This is a genomic window from Nicoliella sp. ESL1106 (assembly GCF_058509965.1).
Map to the genome: position 1 here is coordinate 109,736 of NZ_CP196341.1, position 16,380 is coordinate 126,115.

Below are 16,380 nucleotides of genomic sequence, written 5' to 3' on the forward strand. Positions count from 1 at the left end.
TAATCTTCATCTCCTCAAATCCATTTTATCATAATTCAATATTCATTAATCAAAATTACCATTAAGCGCTCAATTGAAACCCTTTAACTACGTTGTCCAAGGGACCGCTTTCTTGCTTCCATCAGTCAATGCATCATGGTTAGCACGTGTTAAAAGTGCCATTTTCTTTTTATCATCATTATTTTGGTAATTAGACTTCATTGTCATAATAAAACCCAAACAACCTGGCAAAAAGGATAGTAACACCCACGAACTACTTGAACACAGAATGCTAGCTAAGATGGTGATAATCGAAAATATCATTCCCGAACCGTTTAATTTTAATGCATCCCAAAGTGTAAATCGTTCATTTTCCTTAGGGGTTACGTTAAACTTTGCGGGTTTCCCAATCAATGCTAAATAGGTGCACCGCACGGTAAGATAATACATTGATCCATATAGTAGTGCCGTTTGAAATTCATAATTAACAACCTTGGATAACTTCATTCCCATTTGTAATTCAAAAATCGCATCGGGTAACATCTGACTAAAATAACAAACTAGTGTTGGAACTACCATAAACGATTGGTAACCCATTTGCGCATGGCCTAGTGGTAGGATAATACTACATAAAATCAAACTAATGTATTCAAAAGCGAAAATCGGCGTTGACAAAGTAAAGGTTAATAAATCTAATTTCTGACGCCTTGTAAAAAGTTTAGTCTTCCATAGTCGCATCCCATAGACCCGCATGAATTGGAAATTAGCAGAACAAAACTTACTGGATCTAACCATTAATGCGGCCGAATTTACTGGGAACTCTTCATTCCCATAAAGCGCAATCGCAAATTCAATGTCCCATCCCTTAAGCAACACCTCAAAAGACGTACATAGATCCTCTGCCACCATGAATGGCATTTTACCAATATCATCAAAGCATTCTCGACTAAACATCACACCATGCCCCAGTTCGATACAAACGGTATCACCATTTTTAACTATTTTTGGTTGCCGCTGTTTACTTTGAATATTAGTGGTTCTCACTCCTGAATATAGGCTTCGAACCGTATTCTGAACGGGCCAAAAAGTATTTCCAGAGTTAGAAAACATTCGCATAAAGCTATTTTCATTCCGTCCACTAATGTGATTAGCCTGCAGAACCCCCAAATTGGGATTGTACAAAAAATACTTAAGCGCCTTTTCTACAAAGGTGGGTTCCAGTAATTCATCACTGTCTAAAATCACGAAATAATCATAAGTCCCCTTCCCCTCATTGCAAAGATAGTTATCCAAGTTACCAGCTTTAGCATGGTAATTAGGAACATCACGGACCCATTTAACATACGGATGAACCTTAACGAATTGAGCGATTTCATCAATGTATTTTTGCTCAGTCGAATTATCCAAAATGACCGCCTGAACATTTTCATAGGTCTGTTGTAGGCATTGATTCAAAGCATATGGAATAAAATCATTATAAGTCGTGTATAATAACTGGACCCGTGGGTTAAAACCACTCGGAAATGGTTTTGACTGAATATACTTTTCGCGATCGACCGCAAACCTTTTCACCCGCATGTAAAATAGAGGTAAAAATAAATTAGACAAACCATAATAAAAGAAAATCGCCACAAATATTTGATTCAGAATTAATAACATTGCCATTATGGGTTTATGGCTCTTAAAATTAGGAATGATTCCGTCTAAAATGGTGTAGTATTCAAAAACCGTCATTATTAATAACCATGAAGTCATAATGGTCCAATATAACTTACCGCTTAAATCTTCATAACTAATCCGTTTAAAGTTTAATTTAACGGGTAAATGTGCCTCATTCAAAGAAAGCACCTCCTCCAATCATTAATATAAATATTTGAATTCGGTGATTATTATTTTATGTAGTATATAATCATGCTGAACCATCAAACTAAAAATTACTATTATAATTTTAATCATTTATGCTAACACTGTTAAATAATTAGCCTTTATTATTTATTTTTATTATTGGTTCAATCACGCACTTTAAAGTATTCATTGTTTTTAAGTTGACTTAAAGTTAGGTTTAAAGAGTATTATTGACAATAAAGAAAGGAAGCAGATTATGAATATTAAACAAGTAAGTGAAATTACTAAGGTGCCAGCATCGACCATTCGTTATTATGAAAAGGAGCATATCATTCCATCAGTTGAGCGAAATCATTCAGGAGTTCGTAACTTTGATGAACACTTAATTCGACGCATCAACTTTGCAAAAACAATGCGGGCCGCTGGAATGGAAATTGATACTTTAAAGCATTATATTTACCTATTCGACCAAGTCCAAGATAGTGAGCAAGAACAGCTTAATCTATTAAAGCAACAAAAAGAGATTATGGAAGAAAAACGGGATGACATTCAAGCAGCCATTGATCACCTAACATATAAAATCAGTCATTTTGATGATCATATGCTTGAGGCCGAAAAAGAGCTTCGGGAATTAGAGAGAAACAGCAATTCTAAAGACAAATAAGTTTAGGACTATAAAATCAAAAATAACGGGGCTTAGGAATTCCTAAGCTCCGTTATTTTGATTTAATATTAATCCTTATTATTTACTAGTTCCACTATTGTTCAAAACGTTATTTTTAACTTGATCTGTACTAATTGCAGTCACATTATCATTAACAGCACTATCATTCCCCTGCGTCGTAGCAAGCGTTTGGCCATTAAAGACGTTTCCAATACTAGTTAAATTATTACCACCGTCATTTTCAACAAAGTGATGACTTTCAATTCCACTAGCATCAACCACATTATTGCGGGCTAGAATTGTGGACTTATATCCAGAACCAATGGCATAACTAAACTTATAAGCACTGGAACCATCATTTTGATAGTAATTATTAACAACGTCCACTACTCCATATCTTACCCGTGGCATTCTTTGGATATCGTTCAAGAAGTAATTATCAGCAATCGTTACATGGAGTTTGCCACTATCGCTGGTATCGCTGTCTGAACTACCGATCAACATCGTCTTATCGTGATCAGCGAAGATATTGTAGTTCGCAGTCACATAATCTGAACCATCGGTAATGTCAACCAAGCCGTCATGTTGTTGGTATTGCCGCCCATAGTAAGTAGCGGCATTCGCATCGGAAGTACTGCCATCTTCAAAATGATCATGGGTCAACCAAACATTGGTGGCACCCTTCAAAGAAACGGCGTCGTATTGAGAATTCCAATTTCCAGTGCTTCCATCAGTTGGATCCCATTGAGGGAAGAAGTCAACTGGCGCAATCATGTGTAGATTTTGGAGGATTACATTGTTACTTTCGACCATGAAATTGATGTTTGAAAGTGTGACCCCATTCGCACCAATAATCGTAGTGTCGCTAGGAACATCCACCTTAACGTTTTTGCCCTGATTATCTTCGGCCTTTTGACGGGCTTGTTCTTGGGTCCCCGATGGTTTGGTCTTTCCATAAGTGGTTGGATTATACGCAGTTAAGTATGCGTTCAGATCATATCCCGTTCCTTGAGCATAACTAGCTTCTGTATTGCCACTATTACCATCAATATTGCTATCAATATAGACTTTTCTAGGACCACTAACCTTAGATGACAAGGCTGCTCTTAGTTCCTGCATATTACTTACGTGAAATGTATTGGCACTCGTTGCATTTGAACCCCCAGTAGCCTTAGATCCGTAGCCCACTGCACCCGAAACGGTATTTACATTTTGATTATTTTGTCCTTGTGCTTGCTTTTGGCTTTTTTTATTGGTTTGTTTATTCTGACTAGATTTATGCTTATTTTCCTTACTCTTATTAGCATGGTGCTCCTGTTTCTTACTGTGCTTTACTTTGACTGAATGATGATGCACCGTTTTGGCGTTCGTTAAAATTGGTTGAACACTGAAACCACCTAAGACGAGTGCTGAAAATAGCACCGTCATTTTTTGGGAAAATTTTTGCATAAATTTATCGCTCCCTAACTTTATTGTTTTATTACCGCTACAAATATACGCCCAATCAATAACAAAATAAAGGGGTTCCAGCAAAATAAATTCGCTGGAACCCCTTTAGATTAAGGCCTATTGATGCCGATACTAGTCCTTGCGTATAATTCATAATCATCAAGCAATCGCTTTACTAAATCAGCAATTGCATTTCTAGAAACGTCGTGACCACCAAATGGTTGGTCTTGAGCCGTTACTTCATAGTTATCGGGACCATTATCGAACCAGCCCGGCCGAATGACGGTGTAATTCAAGCCACTGGCAGCAACGATATCAGCAGCATCGCGATATTGTTGCAAAAACGGATTGTGCTTTAAATTCCCATTTGCCCCAACGGATGCCGGAATTTCGTTATAGATTCCCATCGAACTAATAAAGACCAATTTGGCAAGCCGCGCCTTTTTAGCTGCTGTCACTACTGCAGTCGCTAGCTTTGCCATCGGACCACTTAGCGCCACGAACGCGGCATCTTGATCCTTGAATGCCGATTCTAAATCAGTGGCGTTCAAGACATCGCCATCGACTAGCCTAACATTACTAGCAGCTAGCTTTAAGCTTGAAGCAGAACGCGCAAACAGCGTCAGTTGATAATCATCATTATTAATTAATTGATTCGTTAGTGTCCGACCTAGTGAACCCGTTGCACCAACAATTAGTATCTTTTTCACTTTATCACCTCATTAACCACATTATAGGCGTTAAAGTGAACTTTAAGTCAACTTTAACGCGATACTTTTTTAACGAAAATAGCTGCAATTAAAGTTAAAATTCCAATCAAACTAATCATTACAAACTCATGGTGATATTGTGCAATCGGAGTCGATAAACTCGTTGATAACGCTACCACCAATGATAAGATCACAGATGAACCTAGTTGGTGAAAGACATTGACCGCACTCGAAGCTGCACCAGCAATTTCATAATCAGCATGGGCCACCCCCGCAGATGTTAACGGACCAAATGCTAGTCCTTGACCGATTCCAAAAATAACCATTGGAACGGCAATTCCTAACCAGTAGCCGTGTTGTAAGCCAATTAACAGTTGTAAAATGACACCGCAAACGGTAATCGTGACTCCAATCAATAACAAGGTGCTATTAGCAACGTTTTCTGACAACTTGGATTGAAACAACCCAGCGATAAATTGCGGAATCGTTTCGGGCATAAACGCCAGTGCCGACATTAATGGCGTGTAGCCGTACACTTGTTGAAGCGTTTGCGGCACCAAGAAGAAATAAGCAATGGCGATCCCTGCAAATAAAAAGCGGGCGGTATAGGCCCATCTTCTTTCAGGATCTTGGAAGAGTTTAAATGGTAGTAATGGATTGGCCCTACGCTTTTCTACGATGCCAAACATTGCTAATACTACGATTGCAAAAACAAATGCCAAGAGGCGATAACTAGCCCCGTTAATGCTATAAACTAACAAGAATAGCCCAATTACGGATAGGAATGAGCCTAAGTAATCTAAGTGCGCTTTCCTAGTGGTGCTGCTTGGTAGAAAAATAACGGATAAAATAATGAGCGCGATTCCAATTGGCACGTTGATGTAAAAGCCCCAGCGCCATGAAATATACGTCGTAATTACCCCACCAACAATAATTCCAATACTAGCACCAATTCCAGCAGTCACTCCGTAATAAGAGATTGCTTTTTGGCGTGTCTCCCCCTGATAGCTATCCAACAGCAACGCAAGCGTTGTCGGTGCTAAAATTGCAGAACCGATTCCTTGAAAGGCACGCATTAAAATAATCATTGGTCCAGAAGTGGCGCTGCCGACTAGTAACGACCCGAGGGTAAAAATTGCAATCCCGATAATAAGGAGTAACTTCCGACCGTACAAATCACCTAACCGACCGCCCAACAGTAGCAAACTCCCAAACATCAATGCGTAGATGTTAGTGATCCAGCTCACATCGGCCTTAGTCATATTTAAATCAGTAGCGATTTTGACCGTACTTGTAAACACCACTGAATTATCAAGTAAAATTAAAAAGTAGCTAATCAATATAATTGGCAAAGTGATGCCAAATTTGCTTTTCGTTTTCATTATCATTGTCCTCCATCAATTAAGTATGTGGACATTTTAAACCTTAAAGTCTGCTTGAATGCAAGCACTAATTTTTAATTTCAAATCCTTGCATTCAAGTTCACTTTAAGGAATAAAATAAGATTAAAACTTAATTGAGGTGTTATAAATGAACATAAACGAGGTTAGTAAAAAGTACCATGTTGATAAGGCGACGATTCGGTTCTGGGAAAAAGAACAGGTAATGCCACCCGTACCACGAGATCAAAATGGTTACCGTAATTTCACACAATTCAATGAAGAATGGATTCACTTTATTATTGCATTAAGAAGGGCGGACATTTCGATCCCGACGCTAAAGCAATACACCAGCTTGATCCTTAAGGGTGATAGCTCGATCGAAAAACGCAAGGCCATCCTAAAAGCCCAAGAGGACAAAATCAACCAACAAATTAACGAATTGACCCAAACCCGTGACTACCTACACAATAAAATTGAACGCTACGGTACCCACCTGCTGCAGTATGAAAAAAATAATTTAAAACATTTAGAGTAATTCTAAGTATAATCATTTGCATTCAAGTCGACTTAAAGGTTTAAAATAGCAACTATCCTAAATGAAAGGAGTTTTCGCAATGCATCAACTATTTATTAACGCCAGTAAGGATCCCCATGGTTTAACGGAAACGCTGGTCAAACAACAACTGCACATTAGTAATTATGAAACCGTCAACCTAGTGGATTACTTGATCTATCCGCTTGGTCAGGAACAAAGACCTGGCGATCAATTTCAGGAAATTTGCCAAAAAGTGGCGAAAGCGGATGCCATCATCGTTGGTACCCCCGTCTATTGGTCGTCAATGTCGGCGTACATGAAAATTTTAATCGACCGAATGACCCAGGTAATGGGGCCTAACAACCCGTTTGCAGGTAAAAAACTCTCACTCGTCATTGACGGGATGGAGCCTTCAGATGCCATCCCCCACATCAAACATGTCTGGGAACACGTTGCTCGACGCTTTAATATGCAATTAGTCCAAGTTGCTCACAACTAACAGGAGGAATTTTTAAAATGTCAGAAAAGCAAATTCAAAACGAAATACCAAAATTAGGGTTCGGGGTCTTCCAAGTCCCAGACCAATCAGATGCTAAGGCCGCAGTGATTGATGCCGTAAAGGCTGGCTACCGCTTAATTGATACTGCCGCTTCCTACCAAAATGAAGTTGGGGTCGGAGAAGCCATCCAGGAAGTTATCGATGCTGGATTGGTTACCCGCGATGAGTTATTCATTACCACCAAACTATGGGTATCAGACGTTACCGTTGACCGCGCGGCCGGTGCGATTGATAAATCCCTGCAGAAGTTAAACCTCGACTACCTCGACTTACTATTGATCCACCAACCATACAACGATGTCTTTGCTGCTTGGCGGGCAATGGAAGATGCTCAAAAGGCTGGTAAGGTCAGATATATCGGGGTTTCGAACTTTGATAACGCCCAGATTACCAATTTAATCGAATTCAATGATGTGAAGCCGGCCGTCAACCAAGTTGAAGTTAACCCGTTCTTCCAAAATAATGATCAAGTGACATTCTTACAATCCGAGGGTATTCAAGTTGAAGCGTGGGCCCCATTTGCTGAAGGCCGCAACCACCTCTTTGAAAACCCCGTTTTGCAATCAATCGGGGCTGCCCACGATAAATCAGTCGGGCAGGTCGTCTTAAGATGGCTATTCCAAAGAAACATCATCCCATTGGCTAAGTCAGTTAAACCCAGTCGGATGGCTGAAAACATCAACGTCTTAGACTTTGAATTGAGTAATGATGAAATGGATCAAATTAAGCAATTAGATACCAACGTGAGTCAATTCTTTGACCACGCCGATCCAGAACAAATTAGAAGAATCGCTAGTTTTAAGCGCTAATTAAAAAGCAGTTGCCGATGTTAAGTTGGCAACTGCTTTTATTATTCTGCTAATTCAGATTGACTATTTTGTTGCTTAAGAAATAAAAAGACCCCGATGATAACGATGATGCCACCAAGCACTTGAATGAGCGTTATCCGCTCGCCTAAAAGGATCACCGCTAGGATGGTCGCCCCAACTGGCTCACCAAGGGTGCTAATTGAGATCGTAGTGGTATTAACGTAGTTCAAAAGGTAATTGTAGATGACGTGGGCAACCGTTGGGAAGATTGCTAGTGATAAAAACATTAACCAGTCAAATCGACTATACCCAACTAGTGGCACCTTGGCAATCAAATTAAAGCCGTTCAAGGCAATTCCGGCAAATAAAAAGACGATAAAACTATAAACCCAAAACGAAATCCCCTTCACCTTTGCCTGGCCAATCAACAAGTAAGTTACTAATGCAATCACACTAACGAACGCCATTAAATCACCAATTAAAGCGGTTGAATTATTGGTTCCCAAATCAGTGGAACTAACGATCACCACCCCAATAATTGATAATACGATCGTTCCAACGGTCTTTAAGTTCGTCCGTTCCTTATAAACAATGAAGCCGCCCACCAGGGCCACAATTGGTTGTAATGATAAAATAATCGTTGAACTTGTCACTGAGGTATACTTTAACGACTGAAACCACAGTCCAAAGTGCATCCCCAAAAAACTCCCCGCAATCGCTAGGTACAGCCATTGTAAGAATGATAATTTTTTTAAGTCACTGCGATGAAGCCACACGAATGGCAATAACAACAGACACGCTAAGTACATCCGATACATACTAATGACCGTTGCTGGTGCACTGGTCAGCTTCACTAGGATGGCAGCAACTGAAATGGCCACAATTGAAATTATTAATAAAAACAGATTTTTTCTGTTCATTTGATCCCTCCATTTTTAGTTTTAACCTAATCTATTATATCAAAATATCCCAAATCGTTAAAATCATGAATGGTGGAATCAGTATTGCATCTTAAAAAGCAAATTTAAATATCGTTTTGTGATCGATATGGACACATTGAAATAGTTAGACCATAAAAAAACAAGCCCAAGTAGAAAATTACTCGGGCTTGTTTTATTTAACTTTTTAATGCATTACTAAGCCACCATCAACGTATAAGCATTGACCAGTTATGTTACTAGCCAAGTTAGATGCTAAGAAAGTAGCGGTTCCTGCAATGTCCTTTGGTACTGTTAATCTGCCAGTCGGTGTCATGTTAATGATCGATTCACGAACATCATTTTGCGTTTCAATACTGGAATCAGTTGGATAGGTCAACCCGGGCGCAATCGCATTGACCAAAATTCCAAGGTTTCCAACTTCAGCAGCCAGGGATCTAGTGAAGCCCAGTAGCGCACTTTTAGCCGTAATATAGTCGTGATATGGAATCAATGGTGATTCAATTAAATTGCTGACCATATTGATAATGCGGCCACTATGGCTAATCATCGGAATCGCAGAATGGCAAATATTAAAGGACCCCTTTAGACTCCCATCAATTTGCGATTGATAATCCTGCCAATCAATTGACGCACTGGTCTTTCTGGTCTTGGGATTAAAAACGTAGTGATTCAAAGCGTTATTCACAACGATATCAACCTCATCAAATTGATCTTTAATTAACGCAAACATCGCAGCAACCGATTTAGCATCCCGAACGTCCGCTTGAATTGCGACGCCGTTGCCACCATTTGCTCTAATATCAGCTACGACCTGTTCGGCCCGTTGCTGATTATGCAAGTAGTTGATGACGACAATCGCGCCCTCTTCAGCAAACTGTTTGGCAATTGCCGCACCAATTCCACGGCTACTTCCAGTTATGACAGCCACCTTATTCTTCAGTAACATTATTTAAGTTCCCCCTACTCAACATCTGGATCGTATCGTTCTGCTAGGTCCTCTGCACTTCTTTCGATATCCACGAAATGCAGTATGCTCAACAGGTTAAAGCCGCCATCGTGATGCCAACCAGGCTTAGCTCTAGTCATTTCACCCAGTGCTGAAATTCGATCGACCCCAATTCGGCCTAATTGATCAGCAATTTCAAAAAGGCGCGTGGGTGCTACCGCCACCCCACAACTTTGCAGAAATGAATGGTAGCCATCTAAATACTTAGTAACAGCTGCTAAATCATCGATCTGAAAAATGTGTACCGTCCGATTCAATGGTGAATTAGCGAACCCAGGTTTACCGTGGTATATGACCGTCCAATCGGTACTATGGTCACTACTAATTACCTCTACGGATCCATTTTGAATTTGCGTTATTTGACACTCATTGCGCAATCGATTGATCGCAGCCGCCTCTTCATTCGTTAGTTGGGCGCGCGGCCGTTTTTGTTGATAGTCCGCCAACTCGTTGGCAATTACACTAGCGAATAACCGCGGACTGATTGCCCCGCCACTTTCCACAAAAATAGTTTGGGCAGAAAGACAACTTTGTTGGTCATAAACAGCAACATCTTCGACGGCCTGATGCGCAGTCTCACGGTAATATTCAGGAGTTAGCGCTTCTTTGCCGACCATTGAAAAGCTAATCTTATAGCCATAGTGTAAAAACTTCTTGTCAGTCGGCACCATTTGTCGAATACTATTGACGGCTTGATTAGAACCATAAACGATCGTCGCATCCGTATTATTGATGGCCGCTTGCTCTAATTGAGTGTTTCCCCCGTGCCATGGCAAGATTGCAGTGCATTCAGCCATGTGCGCATCAACACTAGCAATCGATTGCATGAACAGGATTGGAAACAGTGGTTCGGCAAGCGACGTTTTACCCAAATTAGCTGATTTAACTAAGAGCCCCATGACCAATGGCCACAACTGCAGCGCTGGGATGTTCCCAGAAAAGACATGAAAAATGCCGTCCGGGCCAAACGCTTTCGTGTTGCTACCGCTTCTTTGGGGATGAAATTCATCTAAAATCCCTGGTTGATCTAACTCAGTATCAACGAATCTCAAAAGCTCCTTTTTCCTAAACAACCGAACAAAGCGCTTAATTTCTAATAACACCGTTTCTGAATTATAGCCCGTAATTTTGGGAATCAATTTAATTGCCAATTTGCGCTGCTCGTATTCTGGGTGGGTCCATTTTTGCACCGCCTGATCGATTACATTAATGATCTCAGCAAGCGTTAATTTGGTTAGGTAACTATGTTGGTGGTGCTTAATTATCCGAGCAGTATGCGCAATTTCAGCAGCGGTCAACTCAGGATAACGGAAAGAATATGTCGTATTACCATTCGGAATTGAATAGTAATTAAAATTAACTGGTTGCACCTCACGAGGAAGGCTAAACAGGTCAATTGGGATGATTTGGATGGGGTCCTTAGTCAATTTGATCACCAGCTTGATTAGAAGCCAGTAGCTGATCGACGGCGATCGAACACCCCTTAGCTTCAGCGCCCTTGACCCGACCTAGCAATTTAAAGCCTGCTTCATCTTGCACACCCATATCTTCGGTTAAGATTCCCACACAGGAATTCCAATTCGAAAGATCGTAATATGCAATTAGCCCGACCTGACCATTTTTAACCGGCGTTAATTGATCTGGATCTAAAATTTGGATCCGCACCCATGCTGGCGCAGCCTTATCGTAGTTAATTGATTGATCATGATATAAATCATAAATGTTTTGGTCATAGCATTGTGAACAAACTTCAGTCATTCCGTACATGTTAATATAGTGATCACGATCGATGCCAAACGTATCCTCAATTTCTTGCATCAACGTTTGAAATTCGACACTTCTGGACTGTCCCTTGAAACCACCAGTATCAAACAGCCGACTATCGGTTGGTAACTGGAAATGTAAATCGTTTTGCTTCAGGTAGTCTAATAAGTGAACATATGAAAAACTGGCCCCCAGTAACATTACTGGTTGATTGGCCTTAATTGATGCTTGCAAGGCCGCAATAATGCCAGCAAAATCCATTTGTGATTCATCCACATAGATTTTACTTTGCTCATCACCAAAAAATTCGACTGCCTTACTAACGTATCTGGACAGTGAAGAATTAGGGTTGATATCTTCACCTGGAAATAGACCAATGATCCGCATTTTATCATGATCAGGCATTACAAATTTCTTGAACGGAAAGCGCATCGAAGCATCCCAAGTTTTAAAAGTGGGGTGATAATTACGACTCCGATGGGTTGGATCGGTCGTTCCACTCGACATAAACACGGGTTCATCATCCGTAATCGGGGTGGCAGATAAGGTCAATCGTTTATAACCCTGAATTGGCATCAATGGAATTTCAGTCCAATCCCGCACTAACAACGGGGTCTTTCTTTGACTCTTGGCATACTTTTTAAACGGCAAGTTATTTTCAAATTGATAGTTAAATATTTTAAGCGCTAGTTCATTAAACGCCCCTGCACTTTCGCTCGCATTCGCAACTGCGTATTGATCAATAAACGCTAAAACTTCTCTTTGAATTTCAACTGTTGATAGCACCATTGCTATTCCGCCTCCTGCTTTTTAAATGCTTTAGGAATTGCCACTAGGATAATGTGAAGAACAACTGAAGAAATTGCTCCTAATAAAATGTTATTAGTTAATAATGGCTTTAATGCTCCATTATAGCCAGAAGCATAAGCTGGAATCCCGATTGCAAGCATAATCGATAACCCAATAATTAAGTTATTCGTATCGTTATTTTCAGCGCGTTTTAAAATATTAAAACCAGTTGTAATTAACGTGGCCGCTGCTGGTAGGAACATCCCACCAATTACTGGAGCGGGAGTCAAAGATAAAAAGGCCCCTAGCTTTGGAATAAAGCCTAATACCACTAACAAACTACCAGCTAGTAGGATTGGTTTTCTAGAATGAATTCCAGTCAGCTTCATTACTCCTAAGTTTTGCGCAAATGCTGTGGTTGGGAACCCACCAATTAGTGATGACAAGATTGATCCCGCTGCTTCACCAGCAATTCCCTTTTCCATTCTCTTTTGGTCCACCTTAGTATTAGTTACATCAGCCGATGCTTCATATACTCCCAATGCCTCAATAATCGCCACACAGTAGGCAATGAAGAACGTTAAGAAGATGGTCCAATTAAACTTCAACATCCCATAAGGCAAGATGTGTGGTAAGCCGAACAGCGGCTTAGAACCAACCGCTGATAGATTGATCATGCCAGTCAATCCTGCAATCAGATCACCAGCTACCAATGCAATTAAAAATGAATAGCGATGCCAAGCACCCTTTCCAAAAATCGATAAAAAGACTACGATTCCTGCGGTTACAATTGCTACGAATAAGGTCTTGGGTGATGCAAATGATGCTGCAGTCGGGTCCCCACCTAAAAATTCCGCTAGTGTAAAACTAGCTAATGAGACCCCCACTAAAAAGATAATCGTTCCAGTGATCGCTGGTCGAAGCCATTTAGTTAACTTGGACAATAAACCAGTAACCGCTAAAAAGAAGGCTAAGATCGCACTTAGTAAAATCGATCCGCCAGCTGCGGGTAACGTCCCCGTTTTTCCAGCATTGATCATCAACGCATCAAAAGCTGCGGATGGTCCCTGCACAATTGGAAGGCGAACTAACTTAGTGGCTTGAATAATCGTTACTAACCCAGATGCAATAAAAATTGCATTAACTAAATTAGTCGATAAGCTCAGTGATAACCCAGCTGTTGAAGCCACAAAAATTGGATCTAACCATACATTTGAAACAAAAATATGTTGAATACTTGCAAGAAACGTTTGCCCCCATTTTAAGTTTGCGGGATCCAAACTTTGCTTTTCCTGTTCATTATTCATGAAAACATCTCTCCTTAAGCATTTTGGCTTAATTAAACTGAGAACCCAATTCACAACAAAAAATTGGATAGTTTGCACCACAAAAAGAATTGGATAGTTTTCATAAATATCCGCTGCATTCCTACGCTGGTACTAACCAGATCAGGTTCATTAGGGTCAAGGTTTTGATTAACCTAGTCTCAGCCGAACGGCTCCCCTTGCAGTTAATTAAGTAATTTGAGTATAGCATAATCAAACAACAAGCAAAAGTGACATTTTTAGATAAATGTTTCAAAAAATAGTGGATATTATAGTAACAAAAAAGTTATTTTATTTTTAGTGAACCAACCAATTCGCCTCCTAAAGAGTTGATTTAGCCATCATCCAAATTGTTATCAAAGCATAAAAAATAACCACCTTACGAAATTCGCAAGATGGTTATTTCATTATTTATTTTTTATAGCACTTTTTCCAAGAATGATTGTAATCTGGCATTTTTAGGATGATCAAAGATTTCTTCAGGCGTTCCTGATTCCAAAATCTTACCGTCATCAACAAAGACCACGCGGTCCGCAACTTCACGGGCAAAGCCCATTTCATGGGTTACGACCACCATTGTCATTCCATCCTTAGCCAACCGCTTCATTACTTGCAAAACATCACCAACCATTTCTGGATCAAGGGCACTGGTGGGTTCGTCAAATAACATGATGTCTGGCTTCATGGCTAAAGCACGGGCAATGGCGATCCGTTGTTTTTGACCACCAGAAAGTGATTGCACCTTTGCATCAAATTTTTGGGAAAGGTTAACAACTTCCAAGAGTTTCTTGGCTTGTTCAGCAGCTTCTTCCTTAGTTTCCTTCTTTAACTCAACTGGTGCTAACATGATGTTGTCACCAACTGAAAGATTGTTAAAGAGGTTGAAATGTTGGAACACCATCCCGATGTTTTCACGAACCTTATTCATATCGGTCTTTGGGTCTGCGATGTCCTTCCCATCAATGATTACGGAACCAGAGGTTGGTTCTTCCAACTTATTCAAGGTTCTTAATAACGTACTTTTCCCAGATCCGGATGGTCCGATAATTACGACCACTTCGTTTTTTTGAACTTGAAAGTCAACGTTCTTTAAAACGTGGTTGCTCCCGTAGTTCTTGACTAGGTTTTTAACGTCTACTTTAATCATAATCTAGTTCTCCTTTCACCCCATTTAGATAACCAGGTCAACAGCGTGATCACGATTAAGTAAATCAAAGCAACAATTGTCCAGACCTTAAATCCTTCAAGGTTTCTTGCGATAATAATTTTACCAGTTTGGGTTAATTCTAGAATTCCAATAATTGATAGGATTGAAGTATCCTTCAAAGTGATAATAAATTGGTTAATGAATGATGGAATGATTAACTTAATTCCCTGTGGAAGAATAACCTTAAACATCGACTTGGAGAATGGCAGTCCTAAACTCCGAGCTGCTTCCATTTGACCACTGTCAACGGAATTAATCCCCCCACGAACGAAGGCCGCAATATAGGCTCCTTCATTGAACATTAAGGTGACGACCCCGGCAATGAACGCTGGAATCTTAGTTCCAGTTAAAGTTGGAATCCCGGTGTAAATGAATAGTGCCAACACTAGTAATGGTAACCCACGGAAAATATAGATAATGGTACTAGATAGGTCTTGGAAGAACTTGTAAGGCAATACACCCAATAGTCCCACGATTACTCCAAATAATGTTGCAAAGAAGATCGAAACGATACTTAACCAAAGTGTTTGTAAGAACCCGTTCCAAAGGAAGCCCTTGTTTTGCTTAAGGATTCCCAAGAAGGTATGGTCACTAGAACCAGCATTGGTTCCCTTGCTTTCTAGGTAGTGATCAACAATCTTTTTATATTCACCGTTCTTTTGGAGGTTAGCAAGTCCCTTGTTGAACTTAGCAAGCAATACCTTGTTCTTACCCTTATCAACGGCAAAACCATATGAACCACTATCAGCAGGCTTAGTAACGATTGAAAGTTTCGTGCCTTGCTTGATACTGTACTTCATAACTGGTTCATCTTCAAAACAGGCAGCCGAATTTCCAGTTAACACATCTTGGTACATGTTACTAGAATCATCAAAGGTAACCACCTTAAAGCCATATTTATTCTTGATGCTGTTAGCATACGCAGCTCCGGAAGTCCCCGTCTTAACGGCAACTCTTTTACCACGGAGTTGATTAAGGTCTTTAACGCTCCCCCCCTGCTTAACAGCCATTACAACACCAGACTTGTAGTAAGGATTGGAAAAATCAAAGGTCTGTGCACGTTCTGGAGTAATATTCATCCCAGCGATCACACCATCAATTTGTCCTGACTGGGTTGCTTGAACCGCAGCATTAAAACCAATTGGTTTAATATTTACCTTAAAGCCCTGATCCTTAGCAATTGCCTTCATCAAATCAATGTCGATTCCGACATACTTGTTTTGATCATTAGCAAATTCAAACGGAGGAAATGTAACATCCGTCCCAATTTGATAGGTCTTTTCTGCATGGGCAGTCTGACTTGAAAAGCCAGTACCAATCAATAACGCAAACAGCGCTATTACCATTGCACCGAAGAACCCCTTTAATTTTTTCATGACAATATCCCCTTCGTGTACCCATCAATAGGTTACACAT

General features: G+C 40.2%; 15 protein-coding genes and 1 riboswitch. Of the genes, 4 read left to right on the forward strand and 11 right to left on the reverse strand.

Annotated elements, in window-relative coordinates:
- Window positions 1–87: 87 nt before the first annotated feature.
- Window positions 88–1,818: a glycosyltransferase family 2 protein gene (locus tag ACSVI6_RS07360; RefSeq protein ID WP_491720331.1), complete on the reverse strand. Its 1,731-nt coding sequence runs from the start codon at window positions 1,816–1,818 to the stop codon at window positions 88–90.
- A 262-nt stretch (window positions 1,819–2,080) separates the two neighbouring features.
- Between ACSVI6_RS07360 and ACSVI6_RS07365 the strand changes: the two genes are divergently transcribed.
- The gene (locus ACSVI6_RS07365) at window positions 2,081–2,488 is read left to right on the forward strand and encodes a MerR family transcriptional regulator (protein ID WP_491717492.1); all 408 of its coding nucleotides are present in this window, start codon (window positions 2,081–2,083) and stop codon (window positions 2,486–2,488) included.
- 78 nt (window positions 2,489–2,566) lie between these two features.
- Here ACSVI6_RS07365 and ACSVI6_RS07370 read toward each other — a convergent pair whose 3' ends face one another.
- The 3 genes from ACSVI6_RS07370 to ACSVI6_RS07380 all read right to left on the reverse strand — a co-directional run bounded on the left by ACSVI6_RS07370 (window position 2,567) and on the right by ACSVI6_RS07380 (window position 6,029).
- A complete protein-coding gene (locus ACSVI6_RS07370; RefSeq protein ID WP_491721006.1) occupies window positions 2,567–3,937 on the reverse strand; it encodes a pectate lyase family protein in 1,371 nt (456 codons plus the stop codon).
- A 110-nt stretch (window positions 3,938–4,047) separates the two neighbouring features.
- The gene (locus ACSVI6_RS07375) at window positions 4,048–4,647 is read right to left on the reverse strand and encodes an NAD(P)H-binding protein (protein WP_491721007.1); all 600 of its coding nucleotides are present in this window, start codon (window positions 4,645–4,647) and stop codon (window positions 4,048–4,050) included.
- Window positions 4,648–4,700: 53 nt separating this feature from the next.
- Window positions 4,701–6,029, reverse strand: a complete 1,329-nt coding sequence (locus ACSVI6_RS07380) for an MFS transporter (protein WP_491721008.1) — start codon at window positions 6,027–6,029, stop codon at window positions 4,701–4,703.
- 148 nt (window positions 6,030–6,177) lie between these two features.
- Between ACSVI6_RS07380 and ACSVI6_RS07385 the strand changes: the two genes are divergently transcribed.
- From ACSVI6_RS07385 to ACSVI6_RS07395, 3 genes are all read left to right on the forward strand, one after another.
- Complete coding sequence (locus tag ACSVI6_RS07385; protein WP_491717496.1) at window positions 6,178–6,564, forward strand: MerR family transcriptional regulator; 387 nt, start codon at window positions 6,178–6,180, stop codon at window positions 6,562–6,564.
- Window positions 6,565–6,643: 79 nt separating this feature from the next.
- A complete protein-coding gene (locus ACSVI6_RS07390) occupies window positions 6,644–7,063 on the forward strand; it encodes a flavodoxin family protein (RefSeq protein ID WP_491717497.1) in 420 nt (139 codons plus the stop codon).
- A gap of 17 nt (window positions 7,064–7,080) precedes the next feature.
- Window positions 7,081–7,932: an aldo/keto reductase gene (locus tag ACSVI6_RS07395; protein WP_491721009.1), complete on the forward strand. Its 852-nt coding sequence runs from the start codon at window positions 7,081–7,083 to the stop codon at window positions 7,930–7,932.
- Window positions 7,933–7,973: 41 nt separating this feature from the next.
- Here ACSVI6_RS07395 and ACSVI6_RS07400 read toward each other — a convergent pair whose 3' ends face one another.
- The 7 genes from ACSVI6_RS07400 to ACSVI6_RS07430 form a co-directional block, all read right to left on the reverse strand.
- Window positions 7,974–8,852 carry a DMT family transporter gene (locus ACSVI6_RS07400; protein WP_491717499.1) on the reverse strand — a complete coding sequence of 293 codons (879 nt, stop codon included), beginning with the start codon at window positions 8,850–8,852 and terminating at the stop codon, window positions 7,974–7,976.
- 205 nt (window positions 8,853–9,057) lie between these two features.
- The gene (locus ACSVI6_RS07405) at window positions 9,058–9,819 is read right to left on the reverse strand and encodes an SDR family oxidoreductase (RefSeq protein ID WP_491717500.1); all 762 of its coding nucleotides are present in this window, start codon (window positions 9,817–9,819) and stop codon (window positions 9,058–9,060) included.
- 14 nt (window positions 9,820–9,833) lie between these two features.
- On the reverse strand, window positions 9,834–11,306 hold the full coding sequence (locus tag ACSVI6_RS07410; RefSeq protein ID WP_491721010.1) for an acyl-CoA reductase: 1,473 nt from the start codon (window positions 11,304–11,306) through the stop codon (window positions 9,834–9,836).
- Entirely contained in the window at window positions 11,299–12,432 is a 1,134-nt protein-coding gene (locus tag ACSVI6_RS07415) for a LuxE/PaaK family acyltransferase (RefSeq protein ID WP_491721011.1), read from the reverse strand. The genes ACSVI6_RS07410 and ACSVI6_RS07415 overlap by 8 nt, the downstream gene beginning before the upstream one ends.
- A 2-nt stretch (window positions 12,433–12,434) precedes the next feature.
- Complete coding sequence (locus tag ACSVI6_RS07420) at window positions 12,435–13,739, reverse strand: uracil-xanthine permease family protein (protein ID WP_491717503.1); 1,305 nt, start codon at window positions 13,737–13,739, stop codon at window positions 12,435–12,437.
- 101 nt (window positions 13,740–13,840) lie between these two features.
- A riboswitch (TPP riboswitch) is annotated at window positions 13,841–13,947 on the reverse strand.
- A 228-nt stretch (window positions 13,948–14,175) separates the two neighbouring features.
- Complete coding sequence (locus ACSVI6_RS07425; RefSeq protein WP_491717504.1) at window positions 14,176–14,904, reverse strand: amino acid ABC transporter ATP-binding protein; 729 nt, start codon at window positions 14,902–14,904, stop codon at window positions 14,176–14,178.
- Window positions 14,901–16,340 (reverse strand): amino acid ABC transporter substrate-binding protein/permease, encoded by a 1,440-nt coding sequence (locus tag ACSVI6_RS07430; RefSeq protein WP_491720320.1) that lies wholly within the window; start codon window positions 16,338–16,340, stop codon window positions 14,901–14,903. Before ACSVI6_RS07430 ends, ACSVI6_RS07425 begins: the two co-directional genes overlap by 4 nt.
- Window positions 16,341–16,380: the final 40 nt, after the last annotated feature.

Coding starts and splice junctions, on each gene's coding strand:
- ACSVI6_RS07365 (WP_491717492.1), top strand. CDS start 2,081: ATGAATATTAAACAAGTAAGTGAAATTACTAAGGTGCCAGCATCGACC.
- ACSVI6_RS07370 (WP_491721006.1), bottom strand. CDS start 3,937: ATGCAAAAATTTTCCCAAAAAATGACGGTGCTATTTTCAGCACTCGTC.
- ACSVI6_RS07380 (WP_491721008.1), bottom strand. CDS start 6,029: ATGAAAACGAAAAGCAAATTTGGCATCACTTTGCCAATTATATTGATT.
- ACSVI6_RS07385 (WP_491717496.1), top strand. CDS start 6,178: ATGAACATAAACGAGGTTAGTAAAAAGTACCATGTTGATAAGGCGACG.
- ACSVI6_RS07390 (WP_491717497.1), top strand. CDS start 6,644: ATGCATCAACTATTTATTAACGCCAGTAAGGATCCCCATGGTTTAACG.
- ACSVI6_RS07395 (WP_491721009.1), top strand. CDS start 7,081: ATGTCAGAAAAGCAAATTCAAAACGAAATACCAAAATTAGGGTTCGGG.
- ACSVI6_RS07400 (WP_491717499.1), bottom strand. CDS start 8,852: ATGAACAGAAAAAATCTGTTTTTATTAATAATTTCAATTGTGGCCATT.
- ACSVI6_RS07405 (WP_491717500.1), bottom strand. CDS start 9,819: ATGTTACTGAAGAATAAGGTGGCTGTCATAACTGGAAGTAGCCGTGGA.
- ACSVI6_RS07415 (WP_491721011.1), bottom strand. CDS start 12,432: ATGGTGCTATCAACAGTTGAAATTCAAAGAGAAGTTTTAGCGTTTATT.
- ACSVI6_RS07420 (WP_491717503.1), bottom strand. CDS start 13,739: ATGAATAATGAACAGGAAAAGCAAAGTTTGGATCCCGCAAACTTAAAA.
- ACSVI6_RS07425 (WP_491717504.1), bottom strand. CDS start 14,904: ATGATTAAAGTAGACGTTAAAAACCTAGTCAAGAACTACGGGAGCAAC.
- ACSVI6_RS07430 (WP_491720320.1), bottom strand. CDS start 16,340: ATGAAAAAATTAAAGGGGTTCTTCGGTGCAATGGTAATAGCGCTGTTT.